23 protein-coding genes are annotated in these 25,539 nt (G+C 69.9%); 10 read left to right on the forward strand and 13 right to left on the reverse strand.

Features of this window, described 5'->3' with window-relative positions; all coding sequences use genetic code 11:
* Positions 1-46: 46 nt before the first annotated feature.
* The gene (locus ACQEU1_RS32185) at positions 47-1,057 is read left to right on the forward strand and encodes a hypothetical protein (protein ID WP_433209832.1); all 1,011 of its coding nucleotides are present in this window, start codon (positions 47-49) and stop codon (positions 1,055-1,057) included.
* Here ACQEU1_RS32185 and ACQEU1_RS32190 read toward each other — a convergent pair.
* The 4 genes from ACQEU1_RS32190 to ACQEU1_RS32205 are packed head-to-tail and all read right to left on the reverse strand — an operon-like array spanning position 1,044 to position 4,588.
* Entirely contained in the window at positions 1,044-1,883 is an 840-nt protein-coding gene (locus ACQEU1_RS32190; protein ID WP_433209834.1) for a helix-turn-helix domain-containing protein, read from the reverse strand. The genes ACQEU1_RS32185 and ACQEU1_RS32190 overlap by 14 nt on opposite strands.
* Before the next feature lie 48 nt (positions 1,884-1,931).
* Positions 1,932-2,399: a flavin reductase family protein gene (locus tag ACQEU1_RS32195; RefSeq protein WP_433209836.1), complete on the reverse strand. Its 468-nt coding sequence runs from the start codon at positions 2,397-2,399 to the stop codon at positions 1,932-1,934.
* The gene (locus ACQEU1_RS32200) at positions 2,396-2,875 is read right to left on the reverse strand and encodes an NADPH-dependent FMN reductase (RefSeq protein WP_433209838.1); all 480 of its coding nucleotides are present in this window, start codon (positions 2,873-2,875) and stop codon (positions 2,396-2,398) included. Before ACQEU1_RS32200 ends, ACQEU1_RS32195 begins: the two co-directional genes overlap by 4 nt.
* A 57-nt stretch (positions 2,876-2,932) precedes the next feature.
* The gene (locus ACQEU1_RS32205; RefSeq protein WP_433209840.1) at positions 2,933-4,588 is read right to left on the reverse strand and encodes an FAD-binding dehydrogenase; all 1,656 of its coding nucleotides are present in this window, start codon (positions 4,586-4,588) and stop codon (positions 2,933-2,935) included.
* A 124-nt stretch (positions 4,589-4,712) separates the two neighbouring features.
* On the opposite strand from ACQEU1_RS32205, the gene ACQEU1_RS32210 reads away from it, so the two are divergent.
* Positions 4,713-5,078, forward strand: a complete 366-nt coding sequence (locus ACQEU1_RS32210; RefSeq protein WP_433209842.1) for a cupin domain-containing protein — start codon at positions 4,713-4,715, stop codon at positions 5,076-5,078.
* Between the two features lie 267 nt (positions 5,079-5,345).
* On the opposite strand, the gene ACQEU1_RS32215 is transcribed toward ACQEU1_RS32210, so the two are convergent.
* Complete coding sequence (locus tag ACQEU1_RS32215; protein WP_433209844.1) at positions 5,346-6,032, reverse strand: hypothetical protein; 687 nt, start codon at positions 6,030-6,032, stop codon at positions 5,346-5,348.
* 126 nt (positions 6,033-6,158) lie between these two features.
* Here ACQEU1_RS32215 and ACQEU1_RS32220 point away from each other — a divergent pair, with 126 nt between their 5' ends.
* Complete coding sequence (locus ACQEU1_RS32220) at positions 6,159-6,674, forward strand: hypothetical protein (protein WP_433209846.1); 516 nt, start codon at positions 6,159-6,161, stop codon at positions 6,672-6,674.
* A gap of 279 nt (positions 6,675-6,953) precedes the next feature.
* On the forward strand, positions 6,954-10,196 hold the full coding sequence (locus tag ACQEU1_RS32225) for a S8 family serine peptidase (protein ID WP_433209848.1): 3,243 nt from the start codon (positions 6,954-6,956) through the stop codon (positions 10,194-10,196).
* Positions 10,197-10,247: 51 nt separating this feature from the next.
* Here the strand turns inward: ACQEU1_RS32225 and ACQEU1_RS32230 are convergent, their stop codons facing one another.
* Together ACQEU1_RS32230 and ACQEU1_RS32235 are read right to left on the reverse strand one after the other, a co-directional pair.
* Positions 10,248-10,523 carry a hypothetical protein gene (locus tag ACQEU1_RS32230; protein ID WP_433209850.1) on the reverse strand — a complete coding sequence of 92 codons (276 nt, stop codon included), beginning with the start codon at positions 10,521-10,523 and terminating at the stop codon, positions 10,248-10,250.
* Between the two features lie 100 nt (positions 10,524-10,623).
* Positions 10,624-10,929 (reverse strand): alpha/beta fold hydrolase, encoded by a 306-nt coding sequence (locus tag ACQEU1_RS32235; protein ID WP_433209852.1) that lies wholly within the window; start codon positions 10,927-10,929, stop codon positions 10,624-10,626.
* 305 nt (positions 10,930-11,234) lie between these two features.
* On the opposite strand from ACQEU1_RS32235, the gene ACQEU1_RS32240 reads away from it, so the two are divergent.
* On the forward strand, positions 11,235-11,585 hold the full coding sequence (locus ACQEU1_RS32240) for a MerR family transcriptional regulator (protein WP_433209854.1): 351 nt from the start codon (positions 11,235-11,237) through the stop codon (positions 11,583-11,585).
* Positions 11,586-11,587: 2 nt separating this feature from the next.
* On the opposite strand, the gene ACQEU1_RS32245 is transcribed toward ACQEU1_RS32240, so the two are convergent.
* Entirely contained in the window at positions 11,588-12,670 is a 1,083-nt protein-coding gene (locus ACQEU1_RS32245; protein ID WP_433209856.1) for a mechanosensitive ion channel family protein, read from the reverse strand.
* A gap of 115 nt (positions 12,671-12,785) precedes the next feature.
* Between ACQEU1_RS32245 and ACQEU1_RS32250 the strand changes: the two genes are divergently transcribed.
* Genes ACQEU1_RS32250 through ACQEU1_RS32270 form a run of 5 tightly spaced genes read left to right on the forward strand, consistent with a single transcriptional unit; the run spans position 12,786 to position 16,882 of the window.
* The gene (locus ACQEU1_RS32250; RefSeq protein ID WP_433209858.1) at positions 12,786-13,793 is read left to right on the forward strand and encodes an adenylate cyclase; all 1,008 of its coding nucleotides are present in this window, start codon (positions 12,786-12,788) and stop codon (positions 13,791-13,793) included.
* A gap of 2 nt (positions 13,794-13,795) precedes the next feature.
* Positions 13,796-14,776: a hypothetical protein gene (locus ACQEU1_RS32255; protein WP_433209860.1), complete on the forward strand. Its 981-nt coding sequence runs from the start codon at positions 13,796-13,798 to the stop codon at positions 14,774-14,776.
* The gene (locus ACQEU1_RS32260) at positions 14,773-15,933 is read left to right on the forward strand and encodes an adenylosuccinate synthetase (protein ID WP_433209862.1); all 1,161 of its coding nucleotides are present in this window, start codon (positions 14,773-14,775) and stop codon (positions 15,931-15,933) included. Before ACQEU1_RS32255 ends, ACQEU1_RS32260 begins: the two co-directional genes overlap by 4 nt.
* 18 nt (positions 15,934-15,951) lie before the next feature.
* Positions 15,952-16,593: an NUDIX hydrolase gene (locus ACQEU1_RS32265; protein WP_433209864.1), complete on the forward strand. Its 642-nt coding sequence runs from the start codon at positions 15,952-15,954 to the stop codon at positions 16,591-16,593.
* The gene (locus ACQEU1_RS32270) at positions 16,580-16,882 is read left to right on the forward strand and encodes a hypothetical protein (protein WP_433209866.1); all 303 of its coding nucleotides are present in this window, start codon (positions 16,580-16,582) and stop codon (positions 16,880-16,882) included. Before ACQEU1_RS32265 ends, ACQEU1_RS32270 begins: the two co-directional genes overlap by 14 nt.
* On the opposite strand, the gene ACQEU1_RS32275 is transcribed toward ACQEU1_RS32270, so the two are convergent.
* The 5 genes from ACQEU1_RS32275 to ACQEU1_RS32295 all read right to left on the reverse strand — a co-directional run bounded on the left by ACQEU1_RS32275 (position 16,879) and on the right by ACQEU1_RS32295 (position 25,521).
* On the reverse strand, positions 16,879-18,000 hold the full coding sequence (locus ACQEU1_RS32275; RefSeq protein WP_433209868.1) for a M1 family metallopeptidase: 1,122 nt from the start codon (positions 17,998-18,000) through the stop codon (positions 16,879-16,881). The genes ACQEU1_RS32270 and ACQEU1_RS32275 overlap by 4 nt on opposite strands.
* A 71-nt stretch (positions 18,001-18,071) precedes the next feature.
* Entirely contained in the window at positions 18,072-21,809 is a 3,738-nt protein-coding gene (locus tag ACQEU1_RS32280; RefSeq protein WP_433209870.1) for a Pls/PosA family non-ribosomal peptide synthetase, read from the reverse strand.
* 100 nt (positions 21,810-21,909) lie between these two features.
* The gene (locus ACQEU1_RS32285; RefSeq protein WP_433209872.1) at positions 21,910-23,751 is read right to left on the reverse strand and encodes a DUF4153 domain-containing protein; all 1,842 of its coding nucleotides are present in this window, start codon (positions 23,749-23,751) and stop codon (positions 21,910-21,912) included.
* Between the two features lie 88 nt (positions 23,752-23,839).
* Positions 23,840-24,811: a HAMP domain-containing sensor histidine kinase gene (locus tag ACQEU1_RS32290; protein WP_433211912.1), complete on the reverse strand. Its 972-nt coding sequence runs from the start codon at positions 24,809-24,811 to the stop codon at positions 23,840-23,842.
* Between the two features lie 23 nt (positions 24,812-24,834).
* On the reverse strand, positions 24,835-25,521 hold the full coding sequence (locus ACQEU1_RS32295; RefSeq protein ID WP_433209874.1) for a response regulator transcription factor: 687 nt from the start codon (positions 25,519-25,521) through the stop codon (positions 24,835-24,837).
* Between the last annotated feature and the right edge of the window lie 18 nt (positions 25,522-25,539).

Here is a 25,539-nt window from a genome sequence, read left to right on the forward strand (position 1 = left end):
GGTTCTGCACTCTCGATCTCGTCCTCCCAACCGAGAAGGCAGATCGATGAACCTCCGAACCACCGGCGTCCTCGCCGTGCTCACCGCCGCTTTCCTCGTCACCCCGACGGTCGCCCTCGCCGGCCCGTCCGCGCCCGTGGTGATCGACGCCAAGGGGCCTGGCGTCTTCCCGCACTCCGCCGACTACGACGGCCGCTCCCGCCAGTTCCTCGTCGGGTCGCTCAGCACGGGCACCGTCTCGGTGGTGAGCCGGGACGGCCAGGTCCGCACGCTCGTCGACGATCCGAGGCTGACCTCCACCCAGGGCGTCCGCGTCGACCTCGCCCGCAACCGCGTCCTGGTCACGGACGTCGACCTCGGCACGGCGAAGACCAGCAGGCCGGAGACGAGGCTGAAGACCGCGGGCGTGGCGAGCTACGACCTGCGCACCGGGAAACGCCAGTGGTACGCCGATCTCGCGGCGCTGACCGGCGGCGGGAACCACCTCATCGCGGACGTCGTCGTCGACTGCGACGGCACCGCGTACGCCGTGGACACCCAGAGCGCCAACCTCTACCGGATCGACCGGCGAGGTAAGGCCTCCGTGCTGCTCACCAGTCCGTTGCTGGCGGGCGACCCGAACCTCGACGTCCCCGGTTTCCTCGACGACATCGCCGCCAGTTCCGTCGCGCTCGCCGGTGACCACCTCATCGTCTCCAAGGGCGGCGGCGGCCTCGTCCGCGTTCCGCTGCGCAGGCCCGAGCAGGCGAGCGTCGTGAAGCTGAACGCCGGCTTGGTGGCGTTGACGGCGTCGATCCGCACGCTGCCGGACGGCTCGCTCGCCGCCGTCAGCAGCGGCCTGCTCACCGGCACCGCGGCCGTCGTGCAGCGCGTCCGCCCGAACCGGGACTGGACCGCGGCCACCGTGACCGTCACCGACCACGTCGCCGACCCGATCACCAGCGGCATCACCGAGGGCCCGCGCGGCGCGTTCTACACCGTCAGCGGTGGTCTGCTCGACCTGCTGCAGGGCCGCCCGAACGCCGGGTTCGTCCTGCGCGAGGTCAGGATCGGCTGAGCAGGGTCAGCGCGGCCTGCGAGGCCGAGCCGGCCTCGGTCGTCACGACCACGATCCGCTGGTCCTTGCCGTGGGGGACGGGCAGCGCCTGCTGCACGACCTCCACGGTGCCGACCGCCGGATGCCGCATGCGGTGCCGCGCGATGTCCCAGTCCCTGACCTTGTGCTCGGCCCACAGCGAGGCGAACTCGGTGCTGTGCACGGCGAGCTCGCCGATCAAGGCGGCCAGCGCGGGATCGTCCGGGTACCGGCCGGCCGCGAGCCGCAGCTTGCCGACCACGTCCCTGGCCTTGCGCGGCCAGTCCTCGTAGAGGTCGCGGGTGTGGGCGTCCAGGAACACAAGCTTGGCGGTGTTGGGCCGGTCCTCCGGACGTTCGGGGCCGCGCGGGTCGAGGTGTCCGGCGAACAACGCGTGCCCGGACCTGTTCCACAGCAGGACGTCGCTGCGGCGGCCGAGCACGATCGCGGGGGCGTCACCCAGCGCCTCGACCAACTGCCGGGTGGCCTCGCTGACCTTCTCCGGCGCGGGCCTGCGGGCCCTGCGCGGTCTGCGGGCCGAGAGGTCGTGCAGGTGCCGGCGTTCGGTGTCGTCCAGCCGCAGCGCGGCCGCCAGCGCGTCCAGCACCTCGGCGGACGCGTTGAGCGACTGCCCCTGCTCCAGCCGGGTCAGGTACGACTGGCTCACCCCGGCGAGCCGGGCCAGTTCGTCGCGGCGCAGGCCGGGCACCCGCCTGCGCTCGTCGAACAACGGCAGGCCGACGTCCGCGGGCTGCAGCTGCCCGCGCCGCGACTGCAGGAACCGCCCCAGCTCAGACCTGGTGTCCATGCGGCGAGTATCCCGAGCGGTCCCAGGTCCTGCCTGCCCCTGCGAGTGTCAGGCGACCGAGGTGTAGCGCCCCTGGTGCCGGACCAGCGGCGTCGCGATGTCGGAGTGCGTGATGTCGAGCGGCTCGCCGACCAGCGCGATGTGGTCGCCGACCGCGATCCGCCGCGAGGTCCGGCAGCGCAGCCGCACCGGGGCATCCAGCAGCCACGGCACGCCGTCGTCGTCGGCCTGCCAGCGCGTGCCCGGCCCGAACCTGTCGACGCCCTTGGTGGCGAACAGGTCGGCGAGCCCGGTCTGCCCCGCCTCCAGCAGGTGCACGGCGAACAGGGGAGCGGTCCGCAGCACCGGCCACACCGACGCGCCCTCGCCGATCCAGACGACGACCAGCGGTGGTTCGAACGAGACCGACGTGAACGAGGAGACCGTGGTGCCGACCGGACCTTCCGCGCCGTGCGCCGTGACGATCGTGACGGCCTGGGCGTGGTGGCGCAGCGCGTCCCTCAGCTGTTGCTTCATCGCAGCACCTTCAGGGCGTCGAGGTCGAAGTCCGTCACGTCGGCGGGCAGCGCGGCCTCGTTGAGGAAGAACGCCTGGGGCACAACGGCTCCCAGCTCGGCGAGCACCGGCCGCAGGTGCACCTCGACGGCCAGCGCGTGCTTGTCGGCCGCGGCGATCTGCAACGGCAGCACGATCTTGCCGCGCAGCCACGCCGGTGGTGCCTGGTCCAGCACGGCCTTCAGCAGGCCGGTGTACGCGGCTTTGTAGGTCGGGGTCACGACGACGAGGAAGTCGCTCTGCCCCAACGTCTCCAGCGCCGCCTTGATCTTCTCCGGCTCGGTGAAGACGGCGGGTGCGAGCTCCGCCGCCTCGACGACGGGTCCTTCCACGGGCACGCCGAGCGTCGCGGCGAGCGCCTCGCGCAGGGCCAGGGCCGCCTGCGCCGTGCGCGAGGCGGGCCGCGGGTTGCCGACCAGAACACCGATCTGCGTCATGCCTTCCAGCACAGCCGCAAGCCGGGGGACCGTCAACCCGCGTCCACCACGCGGGACCTACTTGACGGCGTCGGCCGCCGAACGTCCGGCGACCCGTCCGGAGAACAGGCAGCCGCCGAGGAAGGTTCCTTCCAGGGCGCGGTATCCGTGCACGCCACCGCCACCGAACCCGGCGGCCTCACCGGCGGCGTAGAGGCCCGGCAGCACCTCGCCGGACGGGTCGAGCACGCGCGACGACAGGTCGGTGTGCAGGCCGCCCAGCGTCTTGCGGGTGAGCACCGAGAGCCTGACCGCGATCAGCGGACCGGCCTTCGGGTCGAGCAGCCGGTGCGGCTCGACGACGCGGATCAGCTTGTCCGTCAGGAAGTTGCGGGTCTGCCGGATCGCGTTGATCTGCATGTCCTTGCTCAGGCCGGCGGTCACCTGGCGGTCGCGCTCGACGATCACCTTCTCCAGCGCGGCGGCGTCGATGCGCGAGTCACCGGTCAGCGCGTTCATGCCGCGGGCGAGGTCCGCGACCGTGCCTGCCTGGATGAACTCCTTCGACTTCTGCGCGAACGCCTCGACCGGCGCGACGGCACCGGGCAGCGCGCGCTTGAGCACGGCCTTGGTGTCCTTGCCGGTCAGGTCCGGGTTCTGCTCGGAGCCCGACAGCGCGAACTCCTTGCCGATGATCCGCTTGTTCAGCACGAACCACGAGTGCTCGTGGCCGTTCGAGGTGATGTGCTGCAACGACCCCAGCGCGTCGAAACCGGGGAACAGCGGGATCGGCAGGCGCTTGCCGTCGGCGTCGAGCCACAGCGGCGACGGGCCGGGCAGGATGCGGATGCCGTGCCGCGACCACACCGGCGCGTAGTTCGCGATGCCCTCGGGGTAGTGCCACATGCGGTCGGAGTTGATGATCGCGCCGCCGGCCTTCTGGGTGATCTCCAGCATCGAGCCGTCCACGAAGTCCGGCACGCCGGCCAGCATGAACTTGGGCGGCTTGCCCATCCGCTCCGGCCAGTTCTTGCGCACCAGGTCGTGGTTGCCGCCGATGCCGCCGGACGTGACGATCACGGCCTGCGCCCTGAGCGAGAAGTCGCCGACGACCGTCCGCGAGCTCGGTTCCGCGCGGGCCACCGACGACGGCTCCAGCACGTCACCGGACACGCCCTCGCACACGCCGTTCGTGACGTCGACGCTCGTGACCTTGTGCCGGAACTTCAGCGTCACGAGGCCCTTCGCGACGCCCTCGCGCACCCGCCGTTCGAACGGCTCGATGATGCCCGGCCCGGTGCCCCACGTGACGTGGAAGCGCGGCACCGAGTTGCCGTGCCCGTCCGCGAGGTACCCGCCGCGTTCGGCCCACTGCACGAACGGGAACCAGCGCACCCCCATGTTGTGCAGCCAGGAGCGCTTCTCGCCGGAGGCGAAGTCCACATAGGCCTGTGCCCACAGCCGGGGCCAGTGGTCCTCGTCCCGGTCGAACGCCGCCGAGCCCATCCAGTCCTGCAACGCCAGGTCGTGCGAGTCCTTGACCCGCAGCCGGCGCTGTTCCGGTGTGTCCACCATGAACAGCCCGCCGAACGACCAGAACGCCTGGCCGCCGAGCGACGCTTCCGGCTCCTGGTCGAGGAGGATGACCTTGCGACCCGCGTCCGCGAGCTCTGCGGTCGCGACGAGACCTGCGAGGCCCGCGCCGACGACGATGACATCCGCGTCATGTGCCATCGGGCGAGTCTAGATCGACCCCTGGTCACGCACGAGACCTGAGTCAATTTCACTTTTTGGGGGACCGAGAATGAGTTTCCGACCGGCGTCTGAGGTGGAGTTTTCGACGAGGACCACGCGTTTCGTGGCTCCCGGATCGGTGACGAACGGCGAGTTCGGCCTGTTCGAGTGGCGGATGGAGGCGCACAAGCCGGGAGCGCGTCCGCACTTCCACAAGACGTTCTCCGAGTCGTTCTACGTGCTCGAAGGCGAGATCACGCTGCTGGACGGCGACGAGTGGGTTCGCGCAGGTGAGGGCGACTTCCTGTACGTGCCGCCGAACCAGCCCCACGCGTTCCGCAACGACAGCGACGCGCCGGTGCGGATGCTGATCCTCTTCGCGCCCGGCATCGCCCGCGAGAACTTCTTCCTGGAGGTTGGCAACGCGGGCGACCTGGACCCGGACGAGCTGCGGGCGTTCTACGAGCGCCACGACCAGTACAACCTGTAGAGGATGCCGCCGACCGCCACTACCGGTGAGGGGGGTTACCGGAGTGCCGGCCGACGGCGGGTTGACCGCGGCGCGAGCACGAACCGCCTGCGGAAGGACAGTCCGACCTGGGGGTGTCAGACGGTCCTGGCGACCAGCTCGAGCGCCGGCGGCCAACCACATTGTTGAACGTACAACCGGACCGCTGTGTTCCGGTCGTCTTTCGCTGTGACCAGGCTCAATTCCTTCAGCTGGCCTTCAGGTTCGCCGTCCGGCGTGACCGCCCGGTCACCCCAGGTCGTTGAGCTTGCGCTCGGCGGCCTTGCGCGCCTTCTCCGCCCCGGAGGTCACCCGTTTGGCGTCCTCCAGCCGTTCGGCCGCCCGGTCGAACGCCCGTTGCGCGGCCAGCTGGTCGGCCTGCGCCTCCCCGAGGGCCTGCTCGGCCTCGTCCAGCGCCTGCTGCGCCTCTGCCCGCTTGCGCTCCTGCCGTTCGCGGCGCTTGCGGGCCAGCGCGTCCTCGCCGTCCTGCGCCGGCTCCGGCTCGGGCATCGCGAACCCGAACCCCGAGTACTCCAGCCCCTTGGTGAGGTGCCCGGACCGCACGAGCTCGGCGGACTCCGGATCGGCCATCGCCGCCGTCAGCGTGTTGCGGACCTGGGTCACGGCGTCGTCCGCCAGCGGCCCGGTCAGCTCCAGCGTGCGGTAGACGAGGGTCTCCACGAGCTCCTTGCGCTTGCGGCCGAGCTCCCGCATGGTCAGCTGGGCCGTGGACAGCCCCAGCGCCTCCTGGAGGCCCTCAGGGGCGTCCCTGACGAGCTTGTTGACCGCCCAGGCGCCCACGGTCGGCTTGCGCAGGTCCGAGATGGCCTTCGCGAGGTCCTTGTCGTCGGTCTGCTTGGCCGCGGCGTTGCGAGCCGCGGTGAACTCCTTCGGGGGCAGCCCGTAGAGCTCGTCGGCGACCGGCTTGAGGTCCATGCGCGCAAGGTAGCGCCTGAACAGCCGCCAGTCCTGCGGAATGACCACCGGCCACCCGTTCAACACCACGTCTCCCGCCCGCGTTGAAGAGTCGAGCACCGGAAATCGGGTAAACAGGATGGAGTCATGCACACCAGGTGGAGATGGGTCCTGTTCGGCCTCGGCATCGCCGTGGCCGCCCTCGGTCCGCTCGCGGCCAAGGAAGGCCCCTGGTACGCCTACGTGTTCGGCGGCCTGTGGTTCCTCATGGGCGCGACGGTGGCGTGGCGCACGGTGGGCCTCGGCACGAAGCTGACCGCCGAGGGCATCACGTCGCACGGCATCGACCGGCAGACCGACATCGCCTGGTGCGACGTCGAGGCGGTCGAACCGAGGCGCAGCCGCAACATGGTCTTCTTCCACACCATCGCGCCGGAGGCCCGGCTGCGGCGCGGCAGGCACGTGCTGACCGAGCTGAGCCTGCTGTCGGTCAAAAAGGACTCGGTGCCGCAACGGACCGCGCGGCACGTGACGGAACTCCAGCGGGCGCTGAAAGCACATCGCGCCGGTTGCTCGTTGTGCGGAGCGCAGCCCGAACCCCTCGCCGCGGGCCAGAGCATCGTCGGTCGGCTGCGGGCGAGATTGCGCGCGCTATTGCGCTGAAATGGCGATCACTGCATCGTTGAGCGCGAGGATCCTGTTACAGGCCAACACCGTTCACCGTTGACGCAGGTCTTGACATTCCCCTCGATCAGCTCTTGACTGGAAGGTAGTTGCTCGTTCCACGGCGGAAATGAAACGCGCAGCACTAAAAGTGCGCCCTTTCAAGCCTCTGAACAGTCCAATGTGGATCCGCGGAATGGGCCGATCCGACGATTGCCCTTCGCGAGGCGAAGAGATGTGCTTCGGAGCACTCTTTACCCCACGAAGGGCACATGCGCCGTGAAGAACTGGAGACGCCGCACCGGAACGGTCTTGCTGACCGCGGTGCTGGGCACTACCGGGTTCGGCTTCGCCGCCACCCCTGCCATCGCGCAGAACGCACCGCAGCAGACCCCGGCCGCTGACAAGCAGCTGGACAAGCAGGACCGCGCGCTCGTCGACAAGGCCGCCCTGGAGGGCAAGCCGACCGTCGACCTGCTGGTCGCCGCCGAGAAGGGCAAGACCGACGCCGCGATCAACGACCTCAAGGCGCTCGGCGCCACGGTCGAGAAGGTCGAGAAGGACGTCGACTACGTCAAGGTGACCATCCCGCGTGACAACGCGGCGAAGGCGGCCAAGCTCGCGTCGGTCGACAAGGTCGACGTCGACGGGCTGATCGCGGTGGACGACCCGCGTCCGCAGGGCATGGAGAACCCGGCCCCGCAGAAGGCGCCGGACTCGAAGACCCCGCGCACCAACCCGTACATGCCGACGCAGGACACGCAGGCGGCGCAGTTCGCCACCGCGCACCCGAAGTGGGACGGCCGCGACACCAAGATCGCGGTGATCGACTCGGGCATCGACCTCGACACGCCCGCCCTGCAGACGACCAGCACCGGCGAGCGCAAGATCGTCGACTGGTACAACGCGAACGCCACGAACTCCGGCGACGGCACCTGGGTCACCATGACCAAGACCGGCAAGGTCGGCAAGTTCACCGACGGCGGCCGTGAGTGGACCGCGCCGGCGACCGGTGGCCCGTACTCGTTCGGCCGCTTCGCCGAGACCGCGGGCGACCTCGGCCTCGCCAACAGCGAGACCGGCGGCGACATCAACCGCGACGGCGACCGCACCGACGTCTTCGGTGTCCTCCAGGACATCACGACGAAGGAGGTGTTCGTCGACGTCGACGGTGACGGCGACTTCACCAACAACAAGCGCATGATCGACTACAAGGTCAAGAACGACGTCGGCTACTTCGGTGTCGACAACCCCGCGACCGCGGTGGCCGAGCGCGTCGCGTTCGTCGTGCAGACCGACCGCTCGATCTACGACAACGCGGGCACCCCGTACGTCAACCTGGGCATCTCGGGCGCCGCGCACGGCACCCACGTCGCCGGCATCACCGCGGCGAACAAGATGTTCGACGGCAAGATGGCCGGTGCGGCCCCCGGCGCGAAGCTGATCGCCATCAAGGCGTGCCTCACCAACCCGTCCTGCACGAGCTCCGGTCTCATCGACGGTGTCCTCTACGCCGCGCGCAACGGCGCCGACGTCGTGAACATCTCCATCGGTGGCCTCCCGGCGCTCAACTACGACGCCCCGAACAACGCCCGTGCGGAGCTCTACAACCGCACGATCGACGAGTACAACGTCCAGCTGTTCATCTCGGCGGGCAACTCGGGCGCGGGCGCCAACACCGTCGGTGACCCGTCGGTCGCCACCAACGCGGTGAGCGTCGGCTCGTACATCACCAAGGAGACCTGGCTCTCCAACTACGGCTCGAAGACCGCGCAGAAGCAGAACCTGCACGGCTTCTCGTCGCGCGGCCCGGCGGAGGACGGCGGCTTCAAGCCGAACATCGTCGCGCCCGGTTCGGCGATCTCCACCACGCCGCGCTGGCAGGCAGGCGGCCCGGTGGCGGGCACCTACGCCCTCCCGCCCGGCTACTCGCAGTTCAACGGCACGTCGATGGCCGCCCCGCAGGCGACCGGTGCCGCCGCGCTGCTCGTGAGCGCGTTCAAGGCCACGCACAACGGCCAGCGCCCCACCAGCGCCGAGCTGCGCTACGCGATCCAGCGCAGCGCGAACTTCGTGAGCACCCTCGGTGCCTACGAGCAGGGCGCGGGTCTCTTCAACACCAACGCCGCGTGGACGCTGCTGGACAAGCACTCCGTGCCGGACAAGGTGAAGACGTCCGTCGCGGTCAACACCGTCCTCAGTGGACAGATCCTGCCCACCCCGAACGTCGGTGTCGGCATCCACGACCGTGAAGGCGTGACGGCGGGCCAGGAGTACACCCGCACCTACACGCTGACGCGCACCTCGGGCCACGACGACGAGACGTACAACGTGTCGTGGAAGGGCAACGACGGCACGTTCACGTCGGCCAAGAAGGTCGAGCTGCCGCTGAACACGCCGGTCCAGTTCCCGGTCAAGGTCAAGGCCAAGACGGCCGGCGCCCACAGCGCCGTCCTGCAGCTCGACAACCCGGAGACCCCCGGCGTTGACGCGCAGACCATGAACGCCGTGTTCGCGTCGGAGAACTTCACCGCCGCCAACAAGTTCTCGGTCACCAAGTCGGGCACGATCGCGCGCAACCAGTCGACCAGCCTCTTCGTGAACGTGCCGAAGGGCACGACCGCGCTGAAGGTCGACATGACCGCCGGTGGCGCCGAGGCCGGCAAGGGCCAGGTCCGCTTCCTGCGCTACACCCCGCAGGGCATCGGGTTCGACAGCAACACGTCGACCAACTGCTACAACCCCGACGCGGGCGCCGGTTGTGCCGGTGGCACGCCGACGAGCCGCACGGTCGCCAACCCGATCGCCGGTGTCTGGGAGATCGTGGTCGAGGCGCGCCGCACCTCCGACGCCGACGAGGCGCCGTACTCGGTGACCGCGTCCGTCCTCGGCACGACGATCAGCCCGAACCCGGACGTCATCGCGTCCGGCACGGTCGGCACCCCGATCGAGCGCACCTACTCCGTCACGAACACGCAGGCCAGCTTCAACGGCCGGCTCGCGGCGGGTGCGGTCGGCAGCGCGAAGACGGCCCGCCCGTCGATCGCGAACCTCGCGCAGCAGCAGTACCCGATCGCCGTCGCGCCCGGCTCGACGCGGCTCACCGTCACGATCGGCAACACCACCGATCAGGGCGCTGACCTCGACCTGCTGGTCTACAACTGCACGACGGGCAGCTGCGTGCTCGCCGGTCAGTCGGCCGACGCGGACTCCGAGGAGTCCGTGACGATCACCAACCCGGCCGCGGGCAACTGGGTCGCCCTGGTGGACGGCTACGCGGTGCCCGCGGGCACCACGGAGTTCGACTACTTCGACGTCTACACCGCTTCGTCGCTCGGCACGCTGACCGTCTCGGACAGCAACGCCGACCGCGCCGCGGGTGCGTCGTGGAACGCCACGGGCGTCATCACGCCGCTCGGCCAGCCCGGTGCCGGCCGCGTGCTGCGCGGTGAGCTCGAGGTCCGCACGTTCGACAACGCCGTGATCGGCAGCGGTGCCGTGATCGTGCAGGCAGTCAGCTAAGTCCACTTAGGAACGCGGAAAGCCCCAGAATCCACGAGATTCTGGGGCTTTCTACGGTTCAGGCAACTTGTTGCTGAGCGGTTCGTCCACGTCGATCGCGGACACCCCGATGATCAGATGCGCGTCTTCCACCTTGTCGACCGGCATCTCGGCGCGCAGGTAGCCGATTCTGGGATCCCGCGACTCGACGGTCGCGCCCAGCGCCTTCAGTGCCTGCTCGACCTCCTCGCTGCGTCCCTGCTGCACGGCGATCGTCAGTGGCACTGTGAGGTGGCCGTCACGCTTCGCCTGCTCGATCCGGTTCTTGTCCGGTTTGGCTGCTGACACGGCAGGCACCTCCGCCAAGGGCACGGCTGGAGACCCGTTCGTACCACAGCTCCCGAGAGCCAGCGCGCAAAACGCGACGGCGAGCGGTCTTCTCATGGATCTAGGACGGAGTGGCCGCGACGCCTGGTTGCACGATCTTCGCGAACTCTTCCGGATGCGTCAGGTGAGCCACGTGACCTGCGCCTTCGATGGTGGTCAGGGCGCCGCCGGTGTCGTTCGCGATGGTCCTCGCGGCTGGTCCGAACAGGTGATCCGTGTGCTCACCGACGATGACCGTGACCGGAATGTCCAGCTTCGGCGGCTCGTGGACGGCGGCCTGCAGTTCGCACATCATGGTCGTCGCAACCTCCCAGCGTTCGGGGGCGCTGTCGCAGCAGACCAGCTCGTCGACGATCCGGACGACCACGATCTCCAGGGTCAGGTCGCGGCCGCCTGCGGTGAGAGCTTTCTCCTAGGCGTCGACCGCGACGGGGTTGATGCCGATCGCGGGTTCGTAAAGCACGAGCGCCCGTGAGGTCGTCGCGCTCCTGAGTCGTGAGCAGGGCGAAGATCCCGCCGTAGCTGCGGCCGATCAGGGTGGTGCTCTCGTGGCGGTCGAGGACGGCGTGCAGGTCGTCGACCTCGGTGCGCAGGCAGTAGTCCGCCGGCGACGGGACGCCATTGCGGCCGCGTCGGTCAGGCGTCTCCGCCGGCGCCAGCAGGGCTTTCATCGTGTTGATCGGTGAACTGGCCGCCGAGTGCGGCGTTTCCGCCCGTTCGATCCGCCACTACGAGAAGTGCGGCCTGCTGTCGTCGGAACGGTCCCCGAACGGCTACCGCGTCTACCGGCAGACCGACGTTGAGACCGTGCGGCGGATCAAGGCGCTGCTGAACGTGGGCCTGCCCGTCGCCACCATCGCGCTGCTGCTGCCGTGCGTCGTGGACGCCTCACCGCGCCTCGACCCGTGCGCGAACCTGATGGCGACCCTGCACGCCGAGGTAGCCCGCCTGGACGACCAGGCCGCCGAGATCGCCCGATGCCGCGGCCTGATCACCGGCATCCTCGAACGCTCCACGGCCTAGGTCTACTGCTTGGGCCCCGCAAACGCCTGCTCCCGCAACGCCCCGTCCAGGCTCTCGCCGAACACCCGCGCGTCCGTGTGCTGGTCACCTGTGGGCTGCTGCTTCGACGCGCGAGTGAGCGCGCGCGTGCGGATGTGCGGCAACGCCCCGTCGTGCTGCCGCTGCACCCAGTCCACCAGGTGCTCGCGCGTCAAACACCTGAGGTCCCAGAGCTTCCCGGCGTCGGCGGCGCTCACCAGCGCCCGCAACCGCACGAACCCCTGCGTCGCCTGCGTGACCTGGAGGACCGACACCCGCCCGTCCCACAGGTCGCTGCCCTCCAGCATGGACCGCATCTCCTGCCGCATCGCCTCGACCGGCACCGTCCAGTCGAGATCGAGCTCGACGGTGCCCAGCAACGCCGACTGCGTGCGCGTCCAGTTCTCGAACGGCGTCTTCAAGAAGTACGAGGTGGGCAGTACCAGCCGCCGGTCGTCCCACAGGTGCAGCACGACGTAAGTCAGCGTGACGTCCTCGACCCGCCCCCACTCGCCCTCGACCACCACGACGTCGTCCAGCCGCACCGCGTCGCTGAACGCGATCTGCAACCCCGAGATCAGGTTGCCCAGCAACGACTGCGCGGAGAACGCCGCCACCGCACCGATCACCGCCGCCGAGGCCAGCACCGTGGACCCGACCGCCCGCGCACCGGGGAACGTCATCAGGATCGCCCCGACCGCCAGCACCCCGATGACCACCAGCACCAGCCGCCGCACCAGCACGACCTGCGTGTGCACGCGGCGCGCGTGCCGGTTGTCCGTGACGTCGGTGCGAATCCGTGACAGCGACAGGTCCACCAGCGTGCTGATCAACGCGGCCAGCAGCCACGCGCCCGCCAGGATCAACGCGATCCCCAGCACGTGCAACGTGACCGGCGCGTCCACCGGGTACGCGCTGAGGCTGATCTGCGCGGCCAGCAGGGCCCCGAAGACCTGACCGGGCCGGTACATCCGGCCGCTGTGGCTGAACCGGCGCACCAGCCGGTGGACCACCTCCACGACCAGCAGTGCGAAGGCCACCGAGCAGCCCAGGACGACGAAAAGCATGTGCCTCCTCCCGTGTATCAGGGCCGGGTACCCGGCGGCCGCGGCGGCGGACACCGTGAAACGGGTCTCAGCGGAAGGGCTTGCGATCGGAGTTTGAGTTTGCAAGACTCAAACCATGCTCACGACGACGGAAGCGCTGGACCTGGTCGAACGCGCGACCTCGCCCGAGGCGCTGTTCGGCCCGCGCACCACGGACCCCGACCTGCGCCGGGAGGCGCGGCGCCGGTACCGCGCGCTCTCCTCGGTCCTGCACCCCGACGTGGTCGGCCCGGCCAACACCCGCGCCCACGCCGCCCAGGCCGAACTGACCCGCCTGCACCACGAGTGGGTCAACGCCAGGACGGTCACGCTGACCACCCGGACCGGCGCCTACCGCATCGGCGAGCCGTTCGCGGTCGGCAGCATCGCCAACCTCTACGAGGCCGACGGCCCGTACGTGGTCAAGGTGGTGCGCAACCCCGGTCTCAACCCGCTGATCCACGGCGAGTGGGAGGCGTTGCGCAGGCTCGAACGCTTCACCGACCGCAACGCGTGGCTGCGGCCGTTCTACCCGCGGCTGCTCGACACGTCGGGCGAGACGGCGAAGGGCTCCAGGGCGTTCACGGTGCTCGACCCGCTCAGGGACGGCTTCGTGACGCTCGAAGAGGTCCACAAGGCATTCCCCGCGGGTCTGGACGGACGCGACTACGCGTGGATGCACCGCAGGCTCCTGAAAGCGTTGGCCGGAGCGCATCAAGCGGGTCTGGTGCACGGTGCCGTCACCAAGGACAACGTCCTGGTGCACCCAGAACAACACGGGATCGTCCTGGTCGGCTGGTCGTTCGCGGTGCAGGAGAACGAACGGCTGATGGCGACCAGCAAGACGATCGAGTACCCGCCGGAGGTCGCGAACAACGAGCCGGTCACCGCCGCCACCGACGTCCACATGGCACACAGGCTGATGCTCGACCTGTTGCTCCCCAACGAAACCAGGCAACGAACTTTCGCCAGGGGGTGCATGCAGGACCGTCCGCAACAACGGCCGGACGCCGCAGATCTGATCCGCGAGTACGACGAACTGCTCGAAGAGCTCTACGGGCCGAGGACCTTCCGCCCGTTCACGATGCCCAAGACAGGAGAATGACCATGGGACACGGCAACTGGGACGACAACGCGTACGCCGCGGCCAGGACCTTCCGCGCCGCCAAGGGGATCGCCGACTTCGGCTACACCGCCTCGGTCAAGGCCACGCCGGCGTCGGGCTGGAAGGCGGCGCCGTCGCTCGACCCGTTCCAGGTCGGCTTCCGCGAGTGCAGAGACTCGGCCGACCACGCCGACTCGACACCGATCGCCGTGCTGTTCGACGTCACGGGCTCGATGGGCAGCGTGCCGATGATCATGCAGGGCAAGCTCGGCAAGCTGCACGGGTTGTTGCAGCGCAAGGGATATCTGGCTGACCCGCAGCTGCTGTTCGGTGGCATCGGGGACGCCGACAGCGACCGGGTTCCGTTGCAGGTCGGGCAGTTCGAGTCGGACAACCGCATGGACGAGCAGCTGCGCGACATCTTCCTCGAAGGCAACGGCGGCGGGCAGAAGAGCGAGTCGTACGAGCTGGCCGCGTACTTCATCGCACGGCACGTCGTCACGGACGCGTGGCAGAAGCGCGGCCGCAAGGGCTACCTGTTCATCATCGGCGACGAGCTGAACAAGCCGCGGCTCGAGGCCCGGCACATCCGCCGGGTCATCGGCGACGACGTCAAGCAGGACATCGACCCCGTGTCGGTGTACCGCGAGCTCGCCAAGAAGTGGCACGTCTACTTCATCCTGCCCAACCAGTCGTCGTACTTCCACGACGACAGCATCGGTGACCACTGGCGCGCCATCCTCGGCCAGAACTTCCTCAAGCTGGACGACCCCGGCGCGGTGTGCGAGCTGATCGCGGCCACGATCGGGCTGGAGGAGCAGGTCGTGGACCTCGACCAGGCGCTGGTCGACCTCGCCGAGGTCGGGTCGGCCGCCGAACGCGACGCCGTCGGCAAGGCGCTCGTCGCGGTCGGCAGCGGCAAGCGCGCGGTCGTGGCGGCGCCGCTTGGCATCGACGGTCCCGACGACGTGGCGCTGTCGTGAACGACCATGTGATCGTCGTCGGGCTCGGGTTCGGCGACGAGGGCAAGGGAGCGGTCGTCGACGCTCTGTGCGCGGACGGCTCGGTCAGCACCGTCGTGCGGTTCAACGGCGGTGCGCAGGCCGCGCACAACGTGATCGCCGACGGACGGCACCACACGTTCAGCCAGTTCGGGTCCGGCACGCTCGCGGGCGTGCCGACCCTGCTCTCCCGGCACGTCCTGGTGGAGCCGATCGCGCTGGCCACCGAGTCGCGCGAACTGGAGGCGCTCGGTGTCGTCGACCCGCTCTCGCTGATGTCGATCGCGGCGAACGCCCTGCTCACCACGCCGTTCCACGTGGCCGCCAACCGGGCGCGCGAGTACGCCAGGGGCGAGAACCGGCACGGCTCGTGCGGCAAGGGCATCGGCGAGACCGCCTGGTACGGGCTGCTCGCCCGCCACACGAAAGGCGAAGTCGTTGAGGGACAAGAGGTTCTCGGCTACCCGGGGCCCGCTCCCAGGGTCGGAGACTGCCTGAACCCGCGCACGCTCCGGCAACGCCTGGACGTGCTCGCGAAGTTCTACGAGCCGCTGATCGGCGACGGCATCAGCGTGGACGAGCTGGTCCTGCTCTACCGCGCGTTCGCCGACGCCGTCCGCATCACGAACGACGACCTGCCGGACGGACGGCTCGTCTTCGAGGGCGCCCAAGGTGTTCTCCTCGACGAGACCTACGGGTTCCACCCGCACACCACCTGGTCCACGGTCGTCCCGCGCAACGCCCGCGAGCTGCTCGACGGCAGCCACGCCCGCGTGATCGGCGTGACCAGGACCTACCAGACGCGGCACGGCGCGGGGCCGCTGCCGACCGAGGACGCCGCCGTCCTCGCGAGGTTTCCCGAGGCGCACAACGGGACGGGGGAGTTCCAGGGTGCGTGGCGGGCGGGTCACCTCGACGCCGAACTGCTTCAGTACGCGGTCCGGTGTTGCGGTGGCATCGACGGACTGGCCGTGACGCACCTGGACGCTCATGGGCTGAAGGTCTCCACCATCGAGGGGTTGGTGGAGCTGACGGACCCCGTGGCGTACCTCGGCGACCTGCTGGGGGTGGGCGTGGAGGTCACGGGGGCGGGACCCGCCCGCGCCGACTACCAGGTGCGCACGCCGGTCCGGAACTGAAGGGGGAGAATCGCGGCCATGATCGAGTCGACTCTGGTGTCGGTGGACGTGATCGTGCTGCGTTTCGACCCGGACGCGCGCGCGGTGCTCGTGGGGGTGGCACCGCGCGCGCAGGAGCCGTTCGCGGGCGAACTGGCCCTTCCCGGCGTGCTGCTGGGCAGGGGCGAACGCCTGCGCGACGCCACCACCAGGGCTGTCGTCGGCAAGCTGGGCCTGGCAGAGGACTCGGTGACGGCGACCGGCCAGCTCGCCACGTTCGACGAACCGTCCCGTGACCCGCGCGGCCCGACGCTGTCGATCGCGCTGTGGGCCACGGTCACCCGCCCGCGCGAGGTCGAGCACCTGACCTGGGCGCCGCTGACCGCCGTGCCACCGCTGGCGTTCGACCACGACCGGATCGTCGCCGACTGCCGCCCGATGTTCGCCGACAAGCTGTGGCGCGACGTGCCGTTCACCGCCGGCCTGCTGGGGCGTGAGTTCACGACGGCGCAGGCGTTGGACGTGACCGAGTCGCTGACCGGCGACCGGCCCTACCCGGCCAACCTGGGCCGCACGATGGACCGCGTGCCGGGCCTGGGGCGCACCACCGAACACGCGGCCGCGCTGCCCAAGGGAGGCAGGCCGCCGCTGGTCTGGAAGTGGTCCGATGACCGTCGATGAGGAGCCCATGGCGCGGCTTCGGGTCTGCAACGACGGCGAGGAACCGCTGGAGCTGATCCTGGAGCCGTACGGAAGCGACCACTGGCTGCTGCCCGGTGAGACCTTCGTGGTCTGGACGTTCGGATCCGCGAGCGGCCGGATGTGGTCCGGGACGACACGGGGCAACGAGCCGTTCGAGGTGGATCACGGGTCGAGATCGATCACGGTCCACGCGAACGGCTCTCGCAGCTACGTCACGGACGTCGACGGCAACGACATCGAGTGCGGCCACCAACGCCCCACCGGCTAGCGCGGCAGTTCGGCCTTGAACAGCCAGCGCGTGAGCAGGTCGCGGTGCCCGGCGAGCGAGATGAAGTCCTCGGTCGTCGCCACCCCGTGCCGGTTGCGCGCACACCACTCCCGCAGCAGCGCGAAGAACGAGTCGTCGCCCATCGCGCGCCTCAACGCGTGCAACGTCAACGCTCCGCGCTTGTACACCCGGTCGTCGAACCAGTCCGCGCGTGCCGGCCGCCCGATGATGATGTTCTGCGGCAACCGGCGCAGCAGATCCCTTGCCGCAGCGGCACAAACGTCCGCGGACCGGCCACCTGAAGCCTCCGACCACAGCCACTCCGAGTAGCAGGCGAAGCCCTCGTTGAGCCAGATGTGCTCCCACGCGGCGATCCCGACGGAGTTGCCGAACCACTGGTGCGCCAGCTCGTGCGCCACCAGGCGTTCCGAACCCCGGCGCCCGTCCACGTGGTTCGAACCGAACGTCGACAACCCTTGCGCCTCAACGGGAACGTCCAGCGCGTCGTCGGTCACCACGACCGCGTACCGGGTGAACGGGTACGGGCCGAAGAGCGACGAGAACAGCTCGATCATCGCGTTCTGCCGGCCGAAGTCGTGTGCCACCAGCCGCTTCAGCCGCGCGGGCGCCCACACGTCCGGCAACGCCTCGACGTACTGTCCGATCTGGACGGTCGCGAGGTAGGTCGCCATCGGTGCTGCCATCGAGTACGTCCACCGGGTGGTGCTGCCGGAGACCTTGCCGTCGACCAGCACCCCGTTGCACACCACCGTGTACGGCGAGGGCGCGGTGACCTCCAGGTGGTACGAGGCCTTCGACGACGGGTCGTCCAGGCACGGGAACCAGGATGGCGCGCCCACAGGTTGCGACGCCACCAGCGACCCGTCGGTCAGCTCGTCCCAGCCGAGGTCGCCCCACTCGGGCGTCGAGATCGGGTGCGGTGTGCCCGAGTAGCGGACGTCGACGGAGAACGCCCCGCGCACGGCCGCCCGCACGCGGAGTTTGCCGCCGGAGTGGAAGTACCGCACCGGACGGCCGTTCACCAGCACCTTCGAGATCCGCAGCGAGCCGAACGACAGCTCGAACGACGACAGCGAGGTGCAGGAAGCCTGCAGCACCGCGCGCCCCGAGAGGCGCGCGGAGTGCGGCTTGTAGTCAAGCTCTAGCGCGTAATGATGTACGGAGAAGCTCATGTCCACGCGGAGATCGGGTTGCCCAGCCAACGGGTTCCCGACGGTACATCCTCTCCGCGCATGACGAGCGAGGCGGGTCCGATCGTGGTGTGGTCGCCGACGGACGCGCCCGGCAGCACGATGCCGTGCGGGCCCAAAGTAGAGCCGGCGCCCAGCTCCACGCGGTCCATCCGCAGGATCCGGTCGTGGAACAGGTGCGTCTGCACGACGCAGCCCCGGTTCACGGTCGCCCCGGCACCCAGCTTCACCAGGTCCGCCTCGGGCAGCCAGTACGACTCGCACCACACGCCGCGGCCCACGGACGCGCCCAGCGAGCGCAGCCACAGGTTCATGATCGGCGTGCCGCCGGAGAACCCGATCAGCCACGGCACCGCGAGGACCTCGACGAACGTGTCCGCCAGCTCGTTGCGCCACACGAACGCCGACCACAACGGGTACTCACGGGTCTTGAACCGGCCCACGAGCGTCCACTTGGCGACCACGGCGATCAGGCACGCGGTCACGCCGGCGCCGAGCAGCACCAGGCCGGACGCCCAGATCCCGAACTCCTTCAGGGCGAACAGGACGAGCACGACCAAAGCGACGTTCAGCATCACCGGGACGAACCGGCACAGCTCGACCAGCGCCCGCGCCCACATCAGGTGCTTCGGCGGGTCGAACGTGCGCGACTGGTCCGACACCTCGGCGGCCCGCGGCAGCTTCATCGGCGGCATGCCCAGGTAGGACGACCCGGCCTTGGCGCGCTTCGGAGCCGCCGACAGCACGCCGACGAGCCCGCCCTTCGGCACCGTGCGGCCCGGCGCGGTCATGCCCGAGTTGCCCAGGAACGCCCGCTTGCCCACACGGGCCGTGGCGATGCGCAGCCAGCCGCCGCCCAGCTCGTAGGACGCGACCATCGTGTCGTCGGCCAGGAACGCGCCGTCGCCCACCCTGGTCATCTTCGGCAGCGCGACGACCGTGGAGGCCTCGACGCGGCGGCCGACCTTCATGCCGAGCATGCGCAGCCACACCGGCGTGAACAGCGACGCGTACAGCGGGAACAGGGCCGTGCGCGCGTTGTTCATCAGGCGCTCGGTCGTCCACGCGGCCCACGCCACCCGGCTGTGCACGGGGTAGTGGCCCTCGCGCATGCCGATGCCGAGCAGCCGCACGGCCACCAGCACCATCAGCGCGTACGAGCCGAACCAGATCGCGGAGGCGACCGGGACGTCCCACAGCGCCGACGTCAGCGTGACGGGCCGCCGCAGCACGTACAGCACCGCCGGAACGGCCGCGAGCAGCGGCAACGCGCCCAGCAGACCGGACGAGAAGCCGTACATCAGGTTCCAGAAGCGCGAGCGGGTCGGGCGGCGGGACGGGAACGACCGCGCCGCCTTGCCCTCGCGCGTGGCCGGCACGCCGGACCAGCGCTGACCGGTCGGCACGGAGCCGGTGACGCCGGAACCGGGAGCGATCTCGGCCCGCTTGCCGATCCGCGCGCCGGGGAACAGCGTGCTGCGCGCGCCGATCGTGGCGCCCGCGCCGATCCGGATGCGGCCGATGCGCAACCGGTCGCCGTCGATCCACCAGCCGGACAGGTCGACCTCGGGCTCGACGGCGGCGCCGCGGCCCACCTTCAGCATGCCCGTGACGGGCGGCAACGAGTGCAGGTCGGCGCCTTCACCGATCTTCGCGCCCAACGCGCGTGCGTAGTGCGTGACCCACGAGCCCGAGAGCTCGGTGGCGCGGGACATCTGCGCCAGCATCTCGGCGGTCCACAGGCGCAGGTGGACGGATCCACCGCGCGGGTAGGCGCCCGGCTTCACGCCGCGCAGCAGCAGCCGCGCGCCACCGGCGGAGATCGCCAGGCGGCCGGCGGGGCTGAGGAACACGGCGAACCCGGCAGCGACCCACCACCACGACACCGACGTCCAGCCCAGGACGTTCGACAGCGCGGTGAGGGCGACGACCCAGCGGGCGCCGGCGATCGTGAGCAGCGGGACCATCAGCAACGTCTGCACGACGCCGGTCCAGCGTGGCGTCGGCGCGACCTCGCGCACCTCGGCCTGCTCGCCGTACGACTCCAGCCTGCGGGCCAGCTTGTACAGCGTCGGGTTCTGGTAGATGTCCTGCACGGACGTGCTCGGGTAGCGCGTGCGGATCATCGAGACCAGCTGCGCGGCACCGAGCGAGCTGCCGCCGGAGGCGAAGAAGTTCGCGCCCTCGGACGCCGGGCCGGAGCCCAGCACGGCCGCCCACTGCTCCGCGAGCCAGCCTTCGAGGCCGCTGAACACCACTCCCGCGGTGTCCATCGACTCGAGCGGCCACGGCAGCGCGGCGCGGTCGACCTTGCCGGACGTGCGCGTCGGCAGCGTGTCGACCACGGCGATCAACGGCACGAGCGCGGCCGGCAGCTCGGTGCGGAGCTGCTCGATGGCGGCTTCCTGGTCGAACTCGCCGTCCGTGACGACGTACCCGACGAGGATCTGGTTGCCGCCGCGCGTCGTGCGCACGGCCGCGGCGGCACCGGCGATGCCGTCGAGCGCGGCCAGCGCCGCGTCGACCTCACCGAGCTCGATGCGGCGGCCGCCGAGCTTGATCTGCTCGTCCGCGCGGCCGAGGAAGACGAGGCCTTCCGGCTCGGCGCGGACCATGTCACCGCTGCGGTACGCGCGGTCCCAGCCCATCGAGGGCAGCGGCGCGTACTTCTGGGCGTCCTTCTCGACGTCCAGGTAGCGCGCGAGGCCGACGCCGCCGATGACCAGCTCGCCGGACTCGCCCATGGGCACGACCTCGCCCTGGGCGTCCACGACGACGAGGTCCCAGCCGTCCAGCGGCAGGCCGATGCGGACGGGACCGGTGCCCGTCATCTGCGCGGCGCACGCCACGACCGTCGCCTCGGTCGGGCCGTAGGTGTTCCAGACCTCGCGGCCGTCGACCGCGAGCCGTTCCGCGAGCTCTGGCGGGCAGGCCTCGCCGCCGAAGATCAGCAGGCGCACGTCGTCCAGCGCCTCGACGGGCCACAGCGCGGCCAGCGTCGGGACCGTGGACACGACGGTGATCTCCTGCTCGACCAGCCACGGGCCGAGGTCCATGCCGGTGCGCACGAGCGAGCGCGGCGCGGGCACCAGGCAGGCGCCGTAGCGCCAGGCGAGCCACATCTCCTCGCACGAGGCGTCGAACGCGACCGACAGACCCGCGAGCACGCGGTCCTCGGGCCCGATCGGCTCCTCCTGGAGGAACAGGCGCGCCTCGGCGTCGACGAACGCGGCCGCGCTGCGGTGCGTGACGGCGACGCCCTTGGGCTTGCCGGTGGACCCGGACGTGAAGATGATCCACGCGTCGTTGTCCAGCCCCGGTTCTCCCGGGACGCCGAGCGTGGTGCCGTGCCGCACAAGGGATCGGCCCTCGCCCAGCACCGCACTCACTTGCGCCTCACCGAAAACGAGCTCGGCGCGCTCGTCCGGGTCCTCGAAGTCGACGGGCACGTAGGCGGCGCCGGCGGCGAGGGTCGCGAGGATCGAGACGTAGAGGTCGACCGTGCCGGACGGCACGCGAATGCCGACCCGGTCACCGACCCCGACGCCCTCGGCCGCGAGCTTTTCCTTGAGTTCCAGTACTTCTGCGATCAGTGCGCGGTACGTCAGCGCGGTGGTGCCGTCGTCGACGGCCAGCGCGTTCGGGTGCTCGTCGGCACTCGCGCGCAGGATGTCCAGGAGGGTGCGCGGTGTAGGCGCCTGCCCTGCGGTGAACATCGATGGGAGGACAACGGGTTCAGCCGCGATCGTCACTTCAGCGTCACTTCTCACCCTCTCGGCAACTGGTAGCTGAGCAACTTTACAGTGTTGTGACCATTTACCTCTCGCCGGAGTACGCGTCCTCACAGGTGACCTCAGTCACCGCAACACTTTCGAGTGACTTTTCCGCCTGGTGCCGCGCGAGGTTCCACTCCCGCCAGTCCTTCTCGACGACGGCCGCCTTGCGGTTCTTGATGTACCGCAACGCACACGAGCGTTCCTGCTCCGGAAGCCTGACGAGCGCGGGCACCGCGTCCTCCGACAGCTGCGACAGGTAGTACGTGTCGATCTTCTGCGTGGCCTCGAACCGCGACACGTTGTAGTCGGCAACCACCCGTTCGGGGTTCATCACCACCACAGCGAGGAAGAACGCCGCACCGGTGGCGACCACCGCCTTCGGCAACCACCTGGCGCGCAACGAGATCCCGCCCGCGATCACCATCAGGTACACCACGGCGAGCCACACCTCGCACGACGCCACGAGCAACCGCAGCACCGTCCACCCGTACGCCTGCTGGTAGAACCACATGCGGCTCAACGCACTGGCGACGATCACGAGCGTGAGCACGGCCAGCGCCCCGAGCAGAGCCTTGAGCCACAACTGTTCCCGCTGCGTCTGCTTCACCGCGAACCGCGCGACGCCGGCGATCACCCCGAGCGTCAGCACGGTGACCCACAGCAGCTGCCAGAACCCGGACCGCGCGTACTCGGCGAACGTCACCCCTGCCGTCTTCATGACGTAGGCCTCGCCACCGAACAGAACCGCCAGCTGCGTCCCCACGAAACCCGCGAACAGCAACACCAGCACACCCACCGGCAACCCGTAGTCCTTGAGCCGCAACGACCCGGGCTTCAGCTCGGCGTCCTCGTCGATCTCGGCGGGCGCCGCCACCAGGTAGCAGGCCCCCAAAGCCCCCAGCGCCGCAACGACTCCGTAGAACGCCATCCGCACGTACTCGCCGATCTCCAGCTCGGGCACGAGGCTCTCGAAGAAGTCCCCGAACGCCTTGTCGGCCCCAGCCAGCAACGACCCGAACACCACCAGCAGCACCAGCGCCACACCAACGGAGATGAACGGCCGAATCCCGACCGGCCCACGCCGCCGGAACCCCTTGGCCACCCAGGGAATCGACCGGAACGCCGCCAGCCCGACCCCGACGGCCCCGAACACGAGCCCCTTGACCGTCTTGCCACCCGCCATGGCGATCGATCCGCACAACATCGAGGCGAGCAGGCTCAACGGGAACACCCACTCGGCGGCCCGCAGGAACCCCATCGCGAGGAACGCGAGCGCGGCGGCCAGCCACAACGCCCGCTCGACCGTCGGCTTGCCGCTGTAGAACAGCACGCCGCCGATGCCGGCGAGGCCCGCGAGGAACCAGCCGATGCCGTTGTTGGGGACGGCGAGGAAGGCGCCGGCGAGACCGGCGGCCAGGCCCGCGATCAGGGCCTTGGACGGGGCGCCGGTCGTGGGTGGGCGCCACCAGGGCATGAAGGGGAGGCCGGGGGTCTGCATGGCGGCGGCCGCCGCGGGGTAGCGAGGCGGGGCCTGCCAGGGCGTGGCGGGAGGCAGGGTCGCGGTGACGACCTCGGCGGGCTGCAGGGAAGGCGCGGCAGCAGGGGTGACAGGCTCCGCGACCTTCGCGCTCTTCGGGGACGGCGTACCGCCGGCGGGCGACGTGGCCTCGGCATCCTTCTCGTCCGGCTGATCTTGTCGGACCTCCCGAGTAGGTTGGGTCGCGGGGGACCCCGACTCAGGGGTACCCCTGCGCGAGCCTGCCTCCGCGGGCTTCTCGCCACCGGACGTCGGCCGGTACCCGACCTTCCGGAAGTTCCGGTACTTCGGTCGTCCCGGGCTCTTCCCGGAAGGCGTCGAGGACGAGTCCGTCGAGTCAGTCATGTCTCTCTCCCAAGCCCGTGACAGGGCGTGCGTCATCGCCGCACCGGCACGAGGCCCAGTGCGCTCTCAGGTCAGCCGAAAGCCAAGCTCAACGAGGCAAAGTCACCCGGATGCACGATCCGGGGTCCACGACGGCGATCACGCCGCCGTGCAGGTCCACCACCCACCGGGCGATGGCGAGCCCGAGCCCGGTCCCGCCACCGCCCGCCCTCTCCCCTCGGGTGAACCGCTCGAAGATCCGCGACCGGTCGGCCCGGGCGATCCCGGGCCCCTCGTCGCGCACCTCCAGCACCACTCCGGCAGCGGACGCGTACCCCGCCACGGACACCAACCCCCCGGTGGGTCCGTGGCGGGCCGCGTTGTCCACCAGGTTCACCAACACCTGGTGCAACCGCTCCCCATCAGCGAAAACAGTCAGCGAGCCGGCGACGTCGATCGAGAACGAGGCCGACGGCGCGGACACCGACGCCTCCGCCACCACATCGGCCACCAGAGACGACACCGACAACGTCTCCCGGTTCAGCGACAGGACCCCGGCGTCGATCTTCGACAGGTCCAGCAGCTCGGTCACCAGTCGCCCGAGCCGTTCGGTCTGGGCCAAAGCCGTCCGCATCGTCGCGGCATCGGCCACCGCTACCCCGTCCACCACGTTCTCCAGCACCGCCTGCAACGCCGAGATCGGCGTCCGCAGCTCGTGCGACACGTTCGCGATCAGCTCACGGCGTTGCTGGTCGGCGGCGGCCAGGTCGGCGGCCATCACCGTGAACGCCTCCGCCAGCTGCCCGACCTCGTCCGACGAAGTCGACCGAACGGTCCGCGAGTAGTCCCCGGAAGCCATCGACCGGGCGGCAGAGGTCATCTCCCGCAACGGAGAAGTCATGCCGTGCGCCAGCAACTGGGAGGTCAGCAGCCCGAGGATCAACGCCATCAGCGTCGTCTGCGCCGGCAACCACCCGGTCACATAACGGAAGTAGGCGAAGGAGACACACCCGGACACCACGATCACGATGCCGAGCTTGAGCTTGATCGACCGCACCGAGTCCAGCGGACGCGGCAGCATGTCCAGCAGCTCGAAGAACCGCTTCACGACGGCACCTGCCGAGGCACCTCCAGCGCGTACCCCACCCCGTGCACGGTCCGGATCAGATCGGCCCCGAGCTTGCGCCGCAACGCCTTCACGTGCGAGTCGACCGTCCGCGACGAAGCCCCCTCGTGCCATCCACAAGCCTCCGCCAGCAACCGCTCACGCGCCTGCACGGCCGAAGGACGTTCGGCGAGAAAAACCAGCAGGTCGTACTCGGTAGGCGTCAGATGAGCCTCAACGCCCGCCCGCGACACACGACGCGAAGACAAGTCGATCAGCAGATCACCCAACTCCAGCGAACGCGACGACACGGCCCGTGACACCCGACGCAGCAGCACGTGCACACGCGCCGCCAGCTCACGCATCGAGAACGGCTTCGTCAGGTAGTCGTCCGCCCCCACGGCGAGCCCGACCAGCAGATCGGTCTCGTCCCCGCGGGCGGTCAGCATCAACACCGGCACCGACCGCGACGCCTGGATCCGCCGGCACACCTCCAGCCCGTCGAACCCCGGCAGCATCACGTCGAGCACCACCAGGTCGGGCAGGAAAGCAGCCGAGACGGCCACCCCGGACGGACCGTCGTGCGCGACCGCCACCTCGAACCCCTCCGCCCGCAGCCGCGCGGCCACGGACTCGGCGATCGTGATGTCGTCCTCGACGACGAGCACCCGGCGCTGACCTGTCATGACGGCGACTTTAGGTGC

The organism is Lentzea sp. CA-135723 (assembly GCF_050936595.1).
Classification (GTDB): domain Bacteria; phylum Actinomycetota; class Actinomycetes; order Mycobacteriales; family Pseudonocardiaceae; genus Lentzea.